The following is a 17,594-nucleotide window of genomic DNA, read 5'->3' on the forward strand; positions in this document are numbered from 1 at the left end:
GATAAGACCGGGCATGACTAAATCGGATTTATCTGGAGGGAATTATGTTGGACTGGTCTGAAACATCTCCGTCGCCGGCCGCGACGGCCGGTATCCCAAAGCCGCCCGTTGCGGCCGCAAACAACGTTGGCCCGATCGATCGCGCGGGTGGGCGCGTGCGTGTCGACGACAAGGCGATGATCAACTCACGCGCCGACGTCAATCAACTGCTGCCGCTGAAATATAAGTGGGCGTGGGAGAAGTATCTCGCTGGTTGCAACAATCACTGGATGCCGACCGAAGTCTCGATGCAGGCCGATATCGCGCTGTGGAAATCGCGCGATGGCCTCACCGAAGACGAGCGCCGCATGATCAAACGCAACCTCGGCTTCTTCGCTGCGTCGGAGTCACTGGTCGCCAACAATATTGTACTTGCGATCTATCGTCATCTGACCAATCCGGAATGCCGGCAATATCTGTTGCGGCAGGCCTTCGAAGAGGCGGTGCACACCCATACGTTCCAGTATGTGGTGGAGAGCCTTGGTCTCGATGAAGGCGAGCTCTTTAACATGTATCGCGAGGTGCCGAGCATCACCGACAAGGCGGCATGGGCGCTGAAGCATACGCAGGCACTCGACAATCCAACGTTCGCCACGGGAACGATGGAAAACGACCAGACGTTCCTGCGCGATCTGATTGCCTTCTACGTCGTGTTCGAAGGCATGTGGTTCTACACCGGCTTTGCGCAAATACTGTCGCTCGGCCGCCGCAACAAGATGGTCGGTATTGCCGAGCAGTATCAGTACATCCTGCGCGATGAATCGATTCATCTGAACTTTGGCATCGATGTCATCAACCAGATCAAGATCGAGAACCCGCATCTGTGGACGGCGAGCTTTAAGGAAGAGGTCCGCCAGATGCTGCACGGTGCTGCGCAGCTCGAGGCTCAGTATGGGCGGGATACAATGCCGCGCGGATTCCTCGGTCTCAACGCTGCACTGTGCGAACAATACATGCACTTCATCGCCAATCGGCGTTGTGCGCAGATCGGGCTCGCTCCGGTGTTCCCGGAAACCGAGAATCCTTTCCCGTGGATGTCGGAAGCCATGGACTTGAAGAAGGAAAAGAACTTCTTCGAGACCCGCGTGATCGAATATCAAAGCGGTGGCGCATTGAGCTGGGACTAAGGAGCTATTTCCGGAGCGCCGGGCGTAGTATGTCTCCTAATCAAAAACCCGCCGATCACGGCGGGTTTTCCGTTCGGAAGGCGCCGCCGGCCCCAGCAGGCGGAAATTGTCTCATTGGTCGCGACGGTGGCCAAATGGCTCAGCGCTTCCACGCCGAGCGTCGCTGGTTTGCGCGATCGTTCCTCACGACCTCTTTCACCGCCAAGCCAAGCCAAGCCAAGCCAAACCGCACCTGCCACCTGCACGATGGTCGAGGCGTTGCGGCGGCGCAATCAAGGAGGCAAAGACTCGAAGCTCGGCCACATTGACCGGCAAGAATATCCGCAAATGATCGCGACAAGGCCGCCTCAGCGATCGCCCACCGACATAGGGACTATGTCCGAATTCCAGTTGGGAATGAACGCGGTGCGAAGCGCGTCGTTCACTTGATCGAGAACAGTTTCCCATTCCCTGGACGCAGTCTGTCTGAATAGTTGCGCGGTCGGATACCAAGGGCTGTCATCGCGATTGATAAGCCACCGCCAATCAGGAACATAAGGCAAAAGTATCCACACAGGCCGCTGGAGTGCCCCTGCCAGATGGGCGACGCTTGTATCCACTGAAATGACAAGGTCGCACTCAGCAATGAGCTCAGCCGTTTCAGTGAAGCTGGTTAGTTCGGTACGAAGGTCGAGAATTTCGCTGTGTGACTTAAGGATATCGGAATCGCGGGGCCTGACCTCTTTCTGCAAGCTTACAAAAGTCGCATCAACTCCTTCCAGAGCCCCGATAAACGTATCGAGCGGGATCGAGCGATTGTAATCATTCGGATGGGCGGTGCCGCCTGACCACACAATGCCTATTCGTGATTTTGTTTTAGGAAGGAGCTTGTCCCAGCGCCCACTACGAACCGGTTGAGGGAGGTAAGGCTTGTTGGGGATGGTCTCGAGCGTCGTGCTAAATCCAAGAGGAAGACTCAACAGCGGACAATGAAAATCGAACTGTTCGTATTTCTCGTCTGACCGCAAAACAACATTAACGCCTTGAATGCCGGATAGAATTGAATTCAGCGCTCGGTTGACATCCAAGATGACGTTTGCGCCTTTGGCTGCCAGCATCGGTATGTAACGAGCAAATTGAATGGCGTCCCCAAGACCCTGTTCGTTATGAACGAGAATCGTTTTGCCCTCTAGTGGCTCTCCCTTCCACATTGGTTGAGAAAATTGACGATAGGGCTTGAGAACCTCCTCAGATTTCCATCGCCACTCACTCTTTTCCCATCCGACTGTAAGATCTCCTGTCAAAAGTCGAGTGATGGCTTCGTTCCAGTGGGCATTGGCTAGATTTGGATTGAGTAAAATAGCCTTCTCGAAATCCCGGAGAGCCTCATCGTAACGTGCGAGATCCAGCAAGGTGATCCCCCGGTCCTGGTATCCTTCAGCAAATTCAGGATTCATCGCGATTACCCGGTCATACTGACCGAGTGCTTCCTCAAAACGGTTCAAGCGATGAAGGACGGCGCCCAAATCGACTATTGCGTGGAAAAAATTTGGCCGCAATTCGATTGCGCGCTCAAAATCTCTCGCGGCTTCCGCAAGCTTCTTTGTGTCTCTGAGTGCTCTTCCTCGAGTATGAAAGGCTTCCGGCATAGAGGGGTGCAAAGCGATCGCTTTATCGCAATCCGCAATTGCCCTCGCATGCTGTTGCTGTCTTAAAGCTATTTTGGCTCTATTGCTAAACGCTTCCGCAGAATCCGGATGTTGTTCGATGGCATCGTTGTAGAACCTAAGAGCTTCATCCAACCGATCGAGATCTGCCAATACGACCCCTTTACAATTCAGCAGCTCTGCTGAATTTGGAGAAAGGGATAGTCCACGGTCACAAATTTCGAGCGCCTCGGCAAGCCGTCCAGTCTTCTTTAGAATGTCTACACTATTGTTAAAGGGGAGAAAGTCTCCACTGCGACTCGTTTCAATTGCGTGCTCATAGGCAACAAGAGCTTCGTCGAGACGGCCGAGAGACTTAAGGATGATCCCGCGATTATTGTAGAGGCCGGATACATTCGGAAATCGAGCAAGTGCGCGATCACAGGCCGCCAGCGCATCTTCTGTTCGACCAGACTCGTGTAAAACGACAATTAGGCTCCGGTGAGCATCGAGGTGGTCGGGTTGGAGTGCAAGAACCTTATCGAATTGTTCGATGGCCTGTTCCCTCGAGCCGATGGCTTGAAGTACTCTGGCTCTCATGAACAAGGCGTCGACCCAATCCGGCTTCAGGTCGATCGCGAAGCGGTAACACTCTAATGCCTCGTTTAATTTCCCAAGCTTCTGAAGGGCCTCGGCAAGAGTGACGAAAAAATTAGGGTTTCGGTTGTCCAGCCGAATTGCCTGACTGATCCAACCGATCGCAGCATCATACTGCGCTGCTTTGATGAAAAGTGCGCCCAGCAGATGCATCGCTTCGGCGTTTTGTGGGGTATTTTCCAGTATCTGCCGGCAGCACTTTTCCGCGTCGCTTAGTCGTCCAGCCTGATAGTGGGCAACAGCGACATTGAGACGGGGATCTGAGGCAATGTGTGATCTGGCCCCATTCGTTTGTTGTCCGGCTTTCGCAGCTGCGCGACGTTTGTGTCGATTCATTTTTTAGCCAGCCAGTAAAAAATAAATCAACCGATAGTTGATTCTTAAGACTACGGAAAGAGGCGCGAGCCTTCGCTGCTGGGTCAATCGAAAAAGGCGTGGCGCGACAATACACCCGGCTCGGCAGGGAAAATCACGAACTGCCAGATAGGTGTGTTTGCGAGCTATGTTTCGCGTCACGGTCATGCGGTTATAGACCGCGCGTTATATCTTCCAAGGGAATGGACCAACGATCCCGATCGTCTGGAAGCCGCACTAAATGCTGTCGGTCCATATCTTATGCGAGACGGCCGATCTACCCGAGCACGGAGCTTCGATTCCTAACGACAGCCATTAGTCGAATATACTGGGACAGCATCAGTGATCTCTCGGCGCCGCCGGCGTCAGATATCTGAGTACTTACTTTACTCGGCATTCCACGGGTAACAACTCAGCGCAGCTATGACTAAACCCCGCTGCCGGAGACGGCGGAGGCTTAGTCATGACGGGATGTCGTTCGTTTAAGCTTACCGGTTCGTTTGTTGAGTTTTTGCAGGTCGAGGCAAATTTCGACTTTAGGGGATGTACTATGCCAGGAATCGACGTTTGATGACTGCGCTGTCTGAATCTGACACGCGAGATTTCAGCGGTCTAGCGGCAAGATAGGTGACATGCTATGCCCGAGACTGCAGAGCGCTCGTTTTCCGGAACCATCCTGTTTCTATCCGGAAAACGGGTCTCCTTCCTCTCGAATACACGCTAAGGTCCGCGGCCTTGCCGATGCACGTTGCATCGCATGCGCCGGGGACTTTAAAAACAATGACCGCGCCGCGCGTTGAATTCGCCGTCGACGAAACGTCCTTCAAGTACGGCGGCTGGCGCGTTGTCGCGGTTTGCTTCTTGGTCGCGACGTTCGCCTGGGGCGCAGGTTTCTACGGCCAGGGTGTTTATCTGGCGGAATTACAGCGCCTGCACGGCTGGCCGGCGTCGCAGATTTCCACGGCCACGACCTGCTACTATCTGTTCAGCTCAATTCTGGTCGCCTTCGTCAGCGAGGCCATCCGCGTTCTCGGTCCTCGCCTGCTGTTGATCTCCGGTATCGCCTGTATGGCCGCGGGAACGGCGCTGGTCGGGCAGGTCACGTCTCCGTGGCAGCTTTACGCAGTCTATGCGGTGTTCGCTTTCGGCTGGGCGGGGACGAGCGTGGCCGCCATTAACAACACGCTCGGGATGTGGTTCGACAAGCGGCGTGGCATGGCGATCAGCCTTGCCCTGAACGGAGCGAGTTGTGGCGGCGTCATTGGCGTGCCTCTGCTTGTTGCCGCGATCGGCCGGTACGGCTTTTCCTCAACAATGCTCATTGCGGCGTTGGTAATCATCGCGGCTGCGATCCCGTTCATTGTGTTGTGGGTTGGGCATCCCCCGAAACATCCCTCGGATGCGGCTGCTCGGGCTTCTAACTCGGCTACGCTCTCGGCGGCGCAAATACGAAGCGCTGCATTTCGCAGCCTGCCGTTCTGGACTATTGTCGTGCCATTCTCACTGGTCCTGACATCTCAGGTCGCGTTTATCGTGCACCAGATTTCGTTCTTTGACCCGATCATGGGGCGTGAAAGGGCCAGCATCGCTGTGTCTCTGATGACCGCGATGGCTGTGATCGGGCGGGTGGGTCTTGGCACCGTGATCGACCGGCTGGATCAGCGCAAGGCTTCCGCCGCGTCATTCGCCAGTCAGGCCGTGGCCCTTCTGGTCATGATCAACACCCAGAATGAATACGCGCTGTTTGCCGCGAGCGCGGTGTTCGGCTTCTCGGTCGGCAACGCCATCACGCTGCCGTCTCTGATCGTTCAGCGGGAGTTCAGCGCGGCGTCGTTCGGCGTGCTGGTCAGTCTGGTCACCGCGATCTGTCAGTTCACTTATGCGTTCGGGCCCGGCTTGATCGGGCTGCTGCGAGACGCTTTCGGCAGCTACACGGTGCCGTTTTACGTCTGTATGTCGTTTGAATTGATCGCGGCAACGGTCGTGCTGATCCGTGGAAAACCACCCGAGATCTAGGTCGCCTCGCGGTCCCGCAGCAGCGCTTCGACATCGAGGCGTCGGGTAAACATCGCCAGCGAACCGTCGGGATTGCGCGGCCACTCGGCCTCAGGCCGGTCGCGATAAAGTTCGACGCCGTTCTCGTCCGGATCACGCAGATAAAGTGCCTCGCTGACACCGTGGTCGCTGGCGCCATCGAGTGCAATTCCCGCCTGCAGCACGCGATACAATGCGTCTGCAAGCGCGGCACGCGTGGGATAAAGAATCGCAGTGTGAAACAGCCCTGTGGTGCCGGGTGGTGGTGGACTGCCGCCCTTGCTGTGCCATGTATTGAGGCCGATGTGATGATGATAGCCGCCTGCTGAAATGAAGGCGGCCTGATCGCCATAGCGCTGCATTAGCTGGAAACCGAGCAGGTCTTGATAGAAGCCGAGGGCCCGGTCGAGATCAGCAACTTTCAGATGGACGTGGCCGATGCGCGTGCCGGCTGCAATCGGTCTGGAAGGTGTTTCCGTATTTGTCTCGGGCAGCGACATCGTCATCTCCACATTCTGTCGTCACCCACATCTAGGTTGTGTTCCTTACGGCACAAGGTCGGACATCGCGCCTTCCGGTAACTCGACCTCAAATGCATTAAGCGTCATCGAGACAAGCGTGTAGTAACCGAGTAGGCCCACCAGCTCGACGACGCCTTTCTTGCCCAACAACTCAATGGCCTTGTCATAGAGCAGCTTCGGTACGGTGTGGTTCTCGTGGAGTGATTCGCTGAACTCGTAGATCAGCTGTGCCTTAGGATCATCAAAGTCCGGCACATGCCGATGATTGATCGCGTCGATAATCGCGGCATCAAGTCCGGCCTGCAGAGCCAGTTTCTTGTGCGCGTACCATTCGTATTGGGCGCTCCAGTATCGGGCTGTCACCAGGATCGCGAGTTCTGAATAACGTACGCCCAGTGCGGTGTCGTAGCGCAGATAGGCGCCAAGGCGGCTGGAGTGGCGCGCGACTTCCGGGGCGTGGATCCAGGCGCGAAGCGGCGGCGTGACGACGCCGCGTTTGCTTGCCTCAGATTCGGCGTAGATTGTTTTTTGATCATCGCTCATTTCGCTAGGCGAAAGTGTCGGCAAGCGCATGTTGGTTTCCTCTGTCTTTTCAATCATTGGGTCGCGAACCTCGTGCATCACGAGCATATCTCACAAGCGCTCGCTCTCGGCAGGGAGATATTGAAATCCCGCAGGCGGGCAGTACAGTCCGGCCAACCAAGCACTTATCGCCGCGCGTGCAGTGCTGACGGCGAATGAAGAGGAAACCGCACGATGGAAAATCTTGAACAATTCCGCGCAGACACGCGCGCCTGGCTGGAAGCCAACTGTCCGCTGGAGATGCGCAAGCCGGTGGCGAACGAGAGTGATGTGTTCTGGGGTGGCCGCAACACGGTGTATTCGTCAGAGCCGCAGCGTCTCTGGTTCGAGCGCATGCGCGACAAGGGCTGGACCGTGCCGGACTGGCCAAAGGAATACGGCGGCGGAGGCCTCAATCCTGAAGAGACAAAGATTTTGCGCCAGGAGATGTCCGCCATTTCGGCACGGCTGCCGCTGTCGAGTTTCGGTATCTGGATGTTGGGACCGGCATTGCTCAAATACGGGACCGAAGAGCAGAAGCGCGAACATCTTCCGAAGATTGCTGCCGGACTGATCCGATGGTGTCAGGGCTATTCAGAACCCAACGCGGGTTCGGACCTGGCATCGCTACAGACGCGCGCCGACGTCGACGGCGATGATTACATCATCAACGGTCAGAAGATCTGGACCTCGATGGCGAATTTCGCCGACTGGATTTTCTGTCTGGTGCGGACCGATTTCAGCGCCAAGAAACATGACGGCATCAGCTTCATTCTGTTCGACATGACATCGCAAGGTGTGTCGACCAAGCCGATTCTCTTGATCTCCGGCAAGTCGCCGTTCTGCGAAACTTTCTTCGATAACGTCCGCGTGCCGCGCTCCCATGTGGTCGGCACCGTCAATCGCGGATGGGATGTCGCGAAGTATCTGCTGCAGCACGAACGCTCCATGATCAGCGAAGTCGGCGAGCGCCGAGGCGCACGTCCGCTCGGGCAGGTGGCCGCGAATTCCATTGGCACCGACGAGCAAGGGCGTCTCGACGATCCGATGCTCCGCGGCCAGATCGCGGCGTTCGATATCGATGAAGCCGCCATGGCCTGCGCGGCCGAGCGCGCAGTGGATCTGGCAAAAGCGGGGCAGGGACATCCTGCTTATTCTTCCGCCTTGAAATACTACGGCACGGAATTGAACAAGCGCCGCCACGAAATTCTGATGTCGGCAGGTGGCATCAATGTGTTGGAGTGGGAAAGCCTGCGCTCGAATGAAGGATTGACCGCCCGGTCATGGCTGCGAACCAAAGCAAACTCGATCGAAGGCGGTACGAGTGAAGTGATGCTCGGCATCGTCGCCAAGCGCATTCTCGATCTGCCTGGCGCGTAACCTCGCTCATTCCTTTCATCGCGTTTTATTCGGATTTTTAAGATGGCTCTCGTCCTTAACGAAGAACAGTCAATGCTGCGCGACAGCGCGCGCGGTCTCATCAGCGATAAAGCTCCGGTCGCGCACCTGCGCAAGCTGCGCGATAGCAAAGATGCGACCGGCTTCTCACGCGAATTGTGGGCAACCTTCGGCGAAATGGGCTTTGCCGGATTGCTGGTTCCGGAAGATTTCGGCGGCAGCGGGCTCGGCTGTGTCGAGGCCGGCGTGGTGATGGAGGAAATCGGGCGCACGCTGATGCCATCGCCATTCTTGTCGACGGCTGTATTGACCGCGACGGCGCTCACGCGCGGCGGCAGCGATGCACAGAAGTCGGAATACCTGCCCAGGCTCGCCAAGGGCGAATTGATCGTATCACTCGCGGTGGATGAGGGGTCCAAGCACCGTCCGATCAAGACAGCGATGCAGGCGGTGCGGTCCGGGAATGGCTTCAAATTAAATGGTGCCAAGGCATTTGTTGTCGACGGTCATGTCTCGGATCTTTTGATCGTGGCCGCACGCACGGCGGGGAAGCCGGGCGAGAAGGAAGGATTGACGTTGTTTCTGGTCGATCCGAAGGCGAAGGGTGTGGAGATCGAGCGCACCATTATGGTGGACGCGCACAATGCGGCGCGCATCGATTTCAACGATGTTGAGGTGACCGCAGACAGTGTGCTCGGCGACGTCGATCGCGGCGGAGCATTGCTCGACGGAATTCTCAATGTCGGACGTGCAGCGGTCGCCGCCGAGATGGTCGGCATTGCCGAAGAGGCGTTCGGACGCACTGTCGCGTACATCAAAGAGCGCAAGCAATTCGGCAAGCTGATCGGTGAATTCCAGGCACTGCAGCATCGCGCAGCGCATCTTTATACCGATATCGAGATCACCAAAGCCGCGGTGATGAAGGCGTTGCAGGTGCTGGATACGGATTTCGACAACGCCGGTGCGGCGGTCGCGGTCGCCAAGGCCCGCGCCGGCTCAACGGCCACGCTGGCAGTTCAGGAAGCCGTGCAGATGCATGGCGGTGTCGGCATGACCGATGAATTCGACATCGGCTTCTTTATGAAGCGTGCGCGGGTGTGTCAGGAGTTGTTCGGTGATACCGCGTTCCACGCCGAGCGGCTGGCGGAGCTGAAAGGCTATTAAGCCTGGCGCTTGGAATCCCAGCCGAGAACGGCCCGGATTTAATCGTAAGGTCATCACGCCTCTCTCTGCTCGCGCAGAGAGAGGCGTTTTTGCATTGTTATCGGATCGGCGGGGCGTACTGGATGCCGCCGGCGTTCCAAAGCTGATTCAGTCCGCGCGGAATGCCGAGTTTCGATGCCGTGCCGACGTTGCGCTCATACACCTCGCCATAGTTGCCGACGTGACGAATGATGCGCGCCGCCCAGTCCTTCGTCAGGTCCATCTCTTCGCCGTATGAACCTTCGGTGCCGACCAATCGCATGACGTCGGGCTTCTTCGACTTCATCGCCTCGTCGATGTTCTTCGAGGTGATGCCAAGCTCCTCGGCGTTGATCATGGCGTAGATCGCCCACTTCACGATCAGCAGCCACTCGTCGTCGCGTTGGCGGACCACAGGTGCCAGCGGTTCCTTCGAAATGACATCGGGCAGGATGACATGCTCGCCTGGCTTCGACAGCCGCAGGCGAAGGGCGTAAAGTTGTGAAATGTCTGTCGTCAGGACATCGCACTTGCCGGAGTCATAGGCCGCGATCACATCGTCGAGCTTCGGGAAGTTCATTTCCTGATACTTGATATTGTTTGCGCGGAAATAGTCGGCGAGGTTGAGCTGTGTGGTCGTGTTGGCTTGCACGCACACCTTGCTGCCGTCCAGCTCCAGGCCTGAATCGATGTTGCGCGACTGGCGCACCATGAAGCCTTCACCGTCATAATAGGCGACGGCCGCGAAGTTCAAGCCATACTCAGTTTCACGGGACATGCTCCAGGTCGAATTGCGGGACAGGATATCGACCTTGCGATCCCGCAATTCCTTGAAGCGTTCATTGGCGTCGAGAGGAACGAACTTGACCTTGTTGGGATCGTCGAAGATGGCGGCCGCAACCGCGCGGCAAATATCGACGTCAAAGCCCGACCAGTTGCCTTTGTCGTCCGGCATCGAGAAGCCGGGCAGGCCGGTATTGACACCGCACAGCACCGCATCACGGCGCACCGTGCGTTTCAAGGTCCGCGTATCGTAGCGTTCGTAGGCGATCGCGGCTGCCGCGACGCCGAAAGCGACGGCGAGGCCGATCAGAAGTCCTGCCCGGAAATTCCACTTCATATGAATATCTCGCTGGTGAGCTGGCGAATGAAATGAGTGATGCTGGAAAGATGATTGATGCGATCAGAGTTCGGGTCGCTGCCGGATGATCACCTTTGTGCCGACCGGAACGCGATCGAAGAGGTCGGTCACGTCGGCATTGACCAGCCTGAAGCAGCCCGACGATACGGCGCTGCCGATGGTCTGCGGCTGATTGGTGCCGTGGATACGATAGACCGTGGCGCCGAGATAAAGTGCCCGCGCGCCCATCGGATTACCGGGACCACCTGCCATGAAGCGAGGCAAATACGGTTGGCGCTGGATCATCTCCGGCGGCGGTGTCCAGTCCGGCCATTCCTGCTTGCGCGTGATTTTCTGCAGCCCCTGCCACTGGAAGCCTTCCCGGCCGACGCCGATGCCGTAGCGTAGCGCGCGTCCATTGCCTTGGACGAGGTAGAGATAACGCTCAGACGTGCTGATGATGATGGTCCCCGGCGCCTCGGTGGTCCGATAGAACACTACCGTTCGCTTGTATTCCGGCGGGAGTTCTTCCTCGGCCTCATTCGGAACATAGCCCGGCTGATCGCCGACGTTCATCATCTCGCGGCCTTGTGCGAATGCCTGCGGCATGGCGAGAAAAGAAGTCGCCATAAGACACGCTGCAGCGACAACGCCCTGCAGAAGCCTGAACTTTGTCATCTGAGAATCCTGCGTTAGCCCTTGAATGGGTATCAAACCCCAGCCATGGGCGGCTGGCAAGTCACAGGCTTGCCAGCACGGCCGCACCATGTGTCGTAAATCCTTAAAATACTTATGAAATGTCGCGGTGACCGATCAGTGCGGGGCAATCCAGAGCCGCAAGATAAAGGCAATCAGGCCGACCGCGCCGATCCCAAGCAGCCAGAGCGCGGCGAACCACATCAGCTTCTGGATCAAGGGACGTGGGTGCTGGTGCGGATGGGTCATCATGAGTGATAGCCGCCGCTGTCGGCGTGGACCTTGCCGCGGAACACCCAGTAGGCCCATGCGGTGTAGATCAGGATGATCGGAACCAGGATGGCCACGCCGACAATCATGAAATTGAGGCTGATGGCGGGAGCTGCCGCCTGCCAGATGGTGACGCTCTGGGGCACGATATAGGGAAACATGCTGACACCGAGACCCGCATAGGAGAGCGCGAATAATGTCAGCGTCAGGAAGAATGGTCGGTAATCCTGTTTGTTCGCGACGCTCTTGAGCAGCATCAGGGTGACGATCGTGACTGCAATCGGTATGGGGGCCGTAAAGAGGATGTTCGGCCATTGAAACCAGCGCCGCCAGTAGTCTGCCTGAAGGAACGGCGTCGCGAGGCTGACAGCGACAATCGCGATCAGGGTCGCAATCAATAGCCACCACGTCAGCCGGTAGGCGTGATCGCGCAATTCGCCCGTTGTTTTCATCACGAGCCATGTGGCGCCAAGCAATCCGTAGCCGGCGATGACCGCGAGTCCCGTCAAGATGCTGAACGGTGTCAGCCAATCCCACCAGCCGCCTGCGTACTGACGGCCTTCGACATGAATTCCTTGAAGGATCGCGCCAAGTGCGATGCCTTGTGACAGGGCCCCCAGGAACGAGCCGCCAGCGAATGCAACGTCCCAGCGGTTGCGTTCGCTTTGTGTGCGCCAGCGGAATTCGAACGCGACCCCGCGAAAGATCAGCCCGATCAGCATGGCGATGATCGGTGTATAGATTGCGGGCATGAGTATGCCGTAAGCTAATGGAAATGCGGCAAACAATCCGCCGCCGCCAAGCACCAGCCAGGTCTCGTTGCCATCCCAGACCGGCGCGACGGTATTCATCATCACGTCGCGGTCTGCCTTCTTCGGAAACATCGGAAACAGCATGCCGAGGCCGAGATCGAAGCCGTCCATCACGATGTACATGAAGACAGCGAAAGCGATAATAAAGGCCCAGACGATTGCGATATCGATGGGAAAACCGGCCATGACACTTACCCTCGTGCTGGTGCGCTGACGCTTTGCGCCGGCGTGAGGCCGGCGGCGCGGGCCGGTATGTCTGCGCGGGGGCCTTCCTCGCCGTGATGGGGCGGAGCCTTCATCAGGCGCAGGATGTAGAACACGCCCATGCCGAAGACGATGAAGTACACAACGACGAATGCGATCAGTGAGGACGCGACGGCCGGCGCGGCAAGCGGGGAGGCCGAGTCCGCTGTCCGGAGCAATCCATAAACGGTGTAGGGCTGTCGTCCTGCTTCGGTCGTCACCCAGCCTGCGAGCACAGCAATGAAGCCGGCTGGCCCCATTGCCAGGGCAAAGCGATGCAGAAGCTTCCAATCGTGCAACATACCGCGCCACCGTGCCCAAAGGCTGAGAACGCCGATCCCAAGCATCAGAAAGCCGATGCCCACCATCACGCGGAATGACCAGAATACGATATCAACCCGTGGCCAATCTTTGCGCGGCACGGTGTCGAGGCCTTTCAGCGGCGCATCGAGAGAGTGTTTGAGAATCAGCGAAGAGGCTTTCGGAATTTCGATTGGAAATTTCACCACGCCTTCTGCCTGATCGGGCCAACCGAACAGGATCAACGGCGCGCCGTTCGGATGGCTGGTGAAATGGCCTTCCATGGCCATGATTTTCACCGGCTGATGTTCCAGCGTGTTCAGGCCGTGCTGGTCGCCGGCGAAAATCTGGATCGGCGCCACTAGCGCCGCCATCCACATGGCCATCGAGAACATCACGCGCGGACCTTCAAGCGCGGAATTCTTCAAGAGGTGATAGGCACCTACGGCACCGACGACGAACGCGGTGGTGAGGTAAGCAGCCAGCACCATGTGCACGAGGCGATAGGGAAACGACGGATTGAAGATAACTCTCCACCAGTCCTCGGGCACGAATTGTCCCGCAGCATTGATGGTGTGGCCGGTCGGCGTTTGCATCCATGAGTTTGCCGACAGAATCCAGAACGCTGAAACCAGCGTGCCAAGGGCGACCATCAGCGTCGCGAAGAAATGCAGGCGGTGGCCGACGCGCTCCAGCCCGAACAGCATGACGCCGAGGAACCCGGCTTCGAGAAAGAACGCTGTCAGCACTTCATAGGCCATCAAAGGGCCGATGACCGGTCCGGTCCTGTCGGCGAATACCGCCCAGTTGGTGCCGAACTGGTAAGACATCACGATGCCGGAGACGACACCCATGCCGAATGCAACGGCAAAGATCTTCAGCCAGTAATTAAAGAGATTGATGAAAACCTCGCGGCCGGTCCATAGCCACAGCGCTTCAAGAACTGCGAGATAGCTTGCAAGGCCGATGGAAAAGGCCGGAAACACGATGTGAAAGCTCATCGTGAAGGAGAATTGCAAGCGGGCCAGCGTGATAGCGTCGAAACCGTCGAACATCGCAACCCCCGGTATGGCCGTTCCAGGTATTCACGAAGGATACCATGCAACCGGTCGGGCTCATAACGCCGTGATCAGGCGGCGCGAGGCGGATTCGAGGTCGATCAAATTAAGCGAAGGGATTCATGCATTTGCTGCATGCGGCTGATTGAGCAAGCAGCTTTCCGGGCGGCCTTACCGCTTCACCCTAATTGAGGGTGAAGCGGTATGGCATGACGAATACGAGCGATGTTGCTGGAACGTCGGCAGGCGGCGCGGGCAGAGGCTGGGCGCGGCGAATGACGCCCATCGCTTCGGCATCAAGTGATGGATGCCCTGAGGACTTGGTGATCCGAATGCCGCTCGCTCCTCCGCCACGCGTGACAGTGAAGGTGACGATTGCGGTCCCCTGTTCACCTGCGGACTTCGCGCCCGACGGATACTGCTTGAAGCGAGCAATGTGGGCGGAAACGATGCCTTTATAGTCCGACATGGCAGCCTGCGATGCACGTGGCGGCGCAGTTGTGCGCGGCGCCGGCGTATCGGTTGGCTTCTTGGGCGGCTTCTTTTGGACGACGGGCTTTGGCTTTGGCTTCTCGGGCTCCGGCGTCGGGTCCGGTTTTGGCTTTTCCGGTGGCGCGACGACTTCAGGCGCTTCCTGCACGGGTGTCGGAGGAATTTCTTCTTTCTGTACTTCTTCCTGCTTTTCCGGTTCAGGCGCCGGTGGTTCGGCTTCCTGCATGACCGGACCCGGAGGCATATTGTCGATCGGAGTCTCCGTTGTCGGTGGCGCCGTTTCGAGGTCGAGCATGATGAGCTGGGAGCCCGTGCCGACAGCCTCCGGCGGTGGCGTCAACCACACGCCCGCACCGACCAGCGCGCCATGAATGCCCACAACCAGCAAAGCCGACAGGCCCCAACGCCTGAGGCCGGCCCGGGATGGGATGTAGAGAGCAAGAGCATTCATGACAATCAGTTCTTCTTTGGATTTCTTTGGTTGTCAGTTCTGTCTTGCGTCGAGGCCGACAAGCGCGATCTTGAGATAGCCTGCGTTGCGCAGCAGGTTCATGACCTCCATCAGGTCGCCGTAGTTGACCGTTTTGTCGGCACGCAGGAACACGGGATCGGCTTTCTTGCCGCCAGTTGCGGTGTCGAGTGCGCCGATAAAGGTGTCACGCGGAACGATGTCCTCGCCGACGGCCAGCGACAGATCGGGTTTGACGGTCACGAAGACCGGCTTGTCCGGCCGTGGCGGAGGCGTTGCGGTGCTCGCGGGCAGATTGACGCCCACGTCAACGGTCGCCAGTGGCGCGGCCACCATGAAGATGATGAGAAGCACCAGCATCACGTCAATGAATGGCGTGACGTTGATTTCATGCGTTTCGGCGAGATCGTCGTCGCCGAGGCCGAGATTTCCGCCCAGTTTTGCGCCCATGACTTAAATTACTCCGCAGCCCGCGCCACACGCAGGGACCGGCGGCCCTGGTCGCGGCTGATCAGCAACATCACTTGCGCCGACGCATCACCCAACAAAGCCCGGTAAGCCGAAATCTGGCGGGCAAGATGGTTGTAGATCACGACCGCAGGGATCGCCGCGATCAGTCCCATCGCAGTCGCCAGCAGAGCTTCGGCGATGCCAGGTGCAACGACGGCGAGGTTCGTCGTGTGCGATTCCGAGATGCCGATGAAGGAATTCATGATGCCCCACACCGTACCGAACAGACCGACGAATGGTGCGGTTGCGCCGATGGTGGCGAGAACACCGGTGCCGCGCGAAATTTTTCGCGCCATTGCCGCCTCGACCCGGCTCAGACGAAGTTCGACGCGCTCCTTAAAGCCATCGTCGAAAGCTTCCGACAGACTTGCTTCCTTGACCGCCGATTGCACGAGTTGCGCGACGGCGTCAGTCTTTTCGCGCGTATCGCGGTCAGCCTCCGCCATCGACGCATCATGAGACAACACCTTGATGCGCTTCTTGGCTTTCCGAGTGTCGGCGCGGAGTTCGACCATTTTGGCGAAGCAGACTGTCCAGGTCACGAGCGACGCGAAAGCGAGGCCAATCATCACCACTTTGACGACCACGTCCGCATTCATGAACATGCCCCATGGGGACAGGTTGTGCGGCAGCAAGGGATTAGGCGTGCCTGCGTCTGGAGCCGCGGCTGCGTCCTGCGCAAAGGCCATAACTGGCATCGCAAGCGATGTCGCAGATGCGATGAGTGAGCAGGCAATGCGGCGGGCGGTGTGCGAGACGCGTAAGCTGTTGTTCTTCATGTTGGACCGATCCGGTTATTCCGCAGGAGTTGTGTTGCTGATTGCGCCGGCGGGCGCGTTCGCTGAAGTGAGTTGTCCGCGATTGCCGCTTTTCATCATGGTGCGCTGACGGCGCTGACGGAGCCAGACCAGAATGCCGGTGACGCCAAGCACGGCAGGCATCAAGCCTGTCACGAATACGGTCAGACGCCAAATCTCTCCGGCGTGGCTGCCTTCATGCAACCAGCGAATCCAGAATGCGATCCGGTCACCTGCAAGCGGTTCGACGGTACTGACCGCGCCACTGCGGTCATTGATCAGGCTGGTTGTTGGCTCAGACTTGCCGTCCTCGCGAAGCTGAACCCGCCATGCGCCAGTTTGTGGGGTGGGAAAGAAGATCGCCGCAACCGCCGCGTTCGGCCGCTCTGTTGCAATGTTGTAAATCTCTGTCGGGGAACGCTGGGGATTGGTTATCGCCTGAGCGCCGCCACGTTGCTGTTCGGTGATCGGCGTGAACGTAGACAGCACGGAGCGACCCTGCTGCGGCCACGCGAGATAGATGCCGGTCAGCGACAGGAAAGCGAGCGGAAGGCAGACCCAGAAGCCGGCCACGTAATGCAGATTGGATGACGTCGCGGGGCTGCGCCGCCACGCGAAGGCGCGTGACCACTGATTGTGCCGCGGCCACCACAGATACAGTCCCGTTAACGACAGCGTGAGCATCGCGACGCCAACCCAACCAACGATGTCGCGGCCATAATAGAACGGGATCGTGAGGTTTTCATGGAAAACGTGCATGAAGCCGAAGAATGACGCGCGGAAATCGACCAGGTTCAAAACGCGCGAGTCGTTACGATCGACATATGCGGTCAGAAACGGCGGGCGTTCCCCTTTGGGAGCCTGTCCGCGTAGCGAGATCGTCATCGGGGCGCGTGGATTGTCCGGAAAGCGAACGACCGTCGGCTGGAATGTTTCGCCGGCTGCCTTCTTTGCGTTGGCGATCGCCAACGGCAAATCGACGGGACCTTGCGAAACGGTCGCTTCACGAGGTGTCTGCATCATTTCGTCGATGTCGTCGTGATAGACGAGGATCGCGCCTGACAAAGCGATCGGCACCAGCAGAACGAACAGGCCGATGCCGAGCCACAAATGAATATTGCGCCAAAGCCGCTGCGGCCATCCACGACGGCGAGGTGATGTTCGTTCTGACATTTGGATTCGTTCTAAAGTAAGCGATCTAGATCAATTCTAAAGAGCCGCTGTGATCGCGTCTGGTGCGGCTTCTTCTAGTCGCAGTGCGCACATGGTCGCAATTCCAAATGCCGCGAACGGCCCCAGTTTGCAGAAGTTCTAATTTTACCTCTCTTG

The 17,594-nt window shown here is 57.9% G+C and carries 16 protein-coding genes and 1 pseudogene; 5 read left to right on the plus strand and 12 right to left on the minus strand.

All coding sequences use genetic code 11. The features are described from left to right. Positions 1 to 44 precede the first annotated feature (44 nt). Positions 45 to 1,166: a ribonucleotide-diphosphate reductase subunit beta gene (locus ACZ5C3_RS02250; RefSeq protein WP_464034939.1), complete on the plus strand. Its 1,122-nt coding sequence runs from the start codon at positions 45 to 47 to the stop codon at positions 1,164 to 1,166. A 347-nt stretch (positions 1,167 to 1,513) separates the two neighbouring features. On the opposite strand, the gene ACZ5C3_RS02255 is transcribed toward ACZ5C3_RS02250, so the two are convergent. After that, on the minus strand, positions 1,514 to 3,784 hold the full coding sequence (locus ACZ5C3_RS02255; protein ID WP_464034941.1) for a tetratricopeptide repeat protein: 2,271 nt from the start codon (positions 3,782 to 3,784) through the stop codon (positions 1,514 to 1,516). A gap of 80 nt (positions 3,785 to 3,864) precedes the next feature. Here ACZ5C3_RS02255 and ACZ5C3_RS02260 point away from each other — a divergent pair. Both ACZ5C3_RS02260 and ACZ5C3_RS02265 read left to right on the plus strand, forming a co-directional pair. Continuing rightward, positions 3,865 to 4,039, plus strand: a pseudogene (locus ACZ5C3_RS02260) (transposase); the annotation flags it as partial. 543 nt (positions 4,040 to 4,582) lie between these two features. Then, a complete protein-coding gene (locus ACZ5C3_RS02265) occupies positions 4,583 to 5,818 on the plus strand; it encodes an MFS transporter (RefSeq protein WP_464034943.1) in 1,236 nt (411 codons plus the stop codon). On the opposite strand, the gene ACZ5C3_RS02270 is transcribed toward ACZ5C3_RS02265, so the two are convergent. Beyond that, on the minus strand, positions 5,815 to 6,336 hold the full coding sequence (locus tag ACZ5C3_RS02270) for a VOC family protein (protein WP_464034945.1): 522 nt from the start codon (positions 6,334 to 6,336) through the stop codon (positions 5,815 to 5,817). The two genes, ACZ5C3_RS02265 and ACZ5C3_RS02270, sit on opposite strands and share 4 nt — an antisense overlap. Positions 6,337 to 6,381: 45 nt before the next feature. Next, positions 6,382 to 6,930: a carboxymuconolactone decarboxylase family protein gene (locus ACZ5C3_RS02275; protein ID WP_464038233.1), complete on the minus strand. Its 549-nt coding sequence runs from the start codon at positions 6,928 to 6,930 to the stop codon at positions 6,382 to 6,384. A gap of 183 nt (positions 6,931 to 7,113) precedes the next feature. Between ACZ5C3_RS02275 and ACZ5C3_RS02280 the strand changes: the two genes are divergently transcribed. Together ACZ5C3_RS02280 and ACZ5C3_RS02285 are read left to right on the plus strand one after the other, a co-directional pair. Beyond that, on the plus strand, positions 7,114 to 8,298 hold the full coding sequence (locus tag ACZ5C3_RS02280; protein ID WP_464034946.1) for an acyl-CoA dehydrogenase family protein: 1,185 nt from the start codon (positions 7,114 to 7,116) through the stop codon (positions 8,296 to 8,298). Positions 8,299 to 8,340: 42 nt separating this feature from the next. Beyond that, on the plus strand, positions 8,341 to 9,480 hold the full coding sequence (locus ACZ5C3_RS02285) for an acyl-CoA dehydrogenase family protein (protein WP_464034948.1): 1,140 nt from the start codon (positions 8,341 to 8,343) through the stop codon (positions 9,478 to 9,480). 97 nt (positions 9,481 to 9,577) lie between these two features. On the opposite strand, the gene ACZ5C3_RS02290 is transcribed toward ACZ5C3_RS02285, so the two are convergent. From ACZ5C3_RS02290 to ACZ5C3_RS02330, 9 genes are all read right to left on the minus strand, one after another. Then, positions 9,578 to 10,618, minus strand: a complete 1,041-nt coding sequence (locus ACZ5C3_RS02290) for an amino acid ABC transporter substrate-binding protein (RefSeq protein WP_464034950.1) — start codon at positions 10,616 to 10,618, stop codon at positions 9,578 to 9,580. Between the two features lie 63 nt (positions 10,619 to 10,681). Beyond that, entirely contained in the window at positions 10,682 to 11,248 is a 567-nt protein-coding gene (locus tag ACZ5C3_RS02295; protein ID WP_464038234.1) for a L,D-transpeptidase, read from the minus strand. A 183-nt stretch (positions 11,249 to 11,431) separates the two neighbouring features. After that, on the minus strand, positions 11,432 to 11,563 hold the full coding sequence (locus ACZ5C3_RS02300) for a DUF2474 domain-containing protein (protein WP_464038235.1): 132 nt from the start codon (positions 11,561 to 11,563) through the stop codon (positions 11,432 to 11,434). Next, the gene (gene cydB / locus ACZ5C3_RS02305; RefSeq protein WP_464034952.1) at positions 11,563 to 12,582 is read right to left on the minus strand and encodes a cytochrome d ubiquinol oxidase subunit II; all 1,020 of its coding nucleotides are present in this window, start codon (positions 12,580 to 12,582) and stop codon (positions 11,563 to 11,565) included. Before cydB ends, ACZ5C3_RS02300 begins: the two co-directional genes overlap by 1 nt. Before the next feature lie 5 nt (positions 12,583 to 12,587). Continuing rightward, positions 12,588 to 13,994: a cytochrome ubiquinol oxidase subunit I gene (locus ACZ5C3_RS02310; RefSeq protein WP_464034954.1), complete on the minus strand. Its 1,407-nt coding sequence runs from the start codon at positions 13,992 to 13,994 to the stop codon at positions 12,588 to 12,590. Between the two features lie 187 nt (positions 13,995 to 14,181). Then, complete coding sequence (locus ACZ5C3_RS02315) at positions 14,182 to 14,940, minus strand: energy transducer TonB family protein (RefSeq protein WP_464034956.1); 759 nt, start codon at positions 14,938 to 14,940, stop codon at positions 14,182 to 14,184. A gap of 33 nt (positions 14,941 to 14,973) precedes the next feature. Next, on the minus strand, positions 14,974 to 15,408 hold the full coding sequence (gene exbD, locus ACZ5C3_RS02320) for a TonB system transport protein ExbD (RefSeq protein ID WP_464034957.1): 435 nt from the start codon (positions 15,406 to 15,408) through the stop codon (positions 14,974 to 14,976). 8 nt (positions 15,409 to 15,416) lie between these two features. Then, on the minus strand, positions 15,417 to 16,166 hold the full coding sequence (gene exbB / locus ACZ5C3_RS02325) for a tonB-system energizer ExbB (protein WP_464038236.1): 750 nt from the start codon (positions 16,164 to 16,166) through the stop codon (positions 15,417 to 15,419). Between the two features lie 96 nt (positions 16,167 to 16,262). Next, positions 16,263 to 17,438: a PepSY-associated TM helix domain-containing protein gene (locus tag ACZ5C3_RS02330; protein ID WP_464034959.1), complete on the minus strand. Its 1,176-nt coding sequence runs from the start codon at positions 17,436 to 17,438 to the stop codon at positions 16,263 to 16,265. Positions 17,439 to 17,594: the final 156 nt, after the last annotated feature.

It is taken from the genome of Afipia dichlorophenoxyacetatis (genome assembly GCF_055386385.1).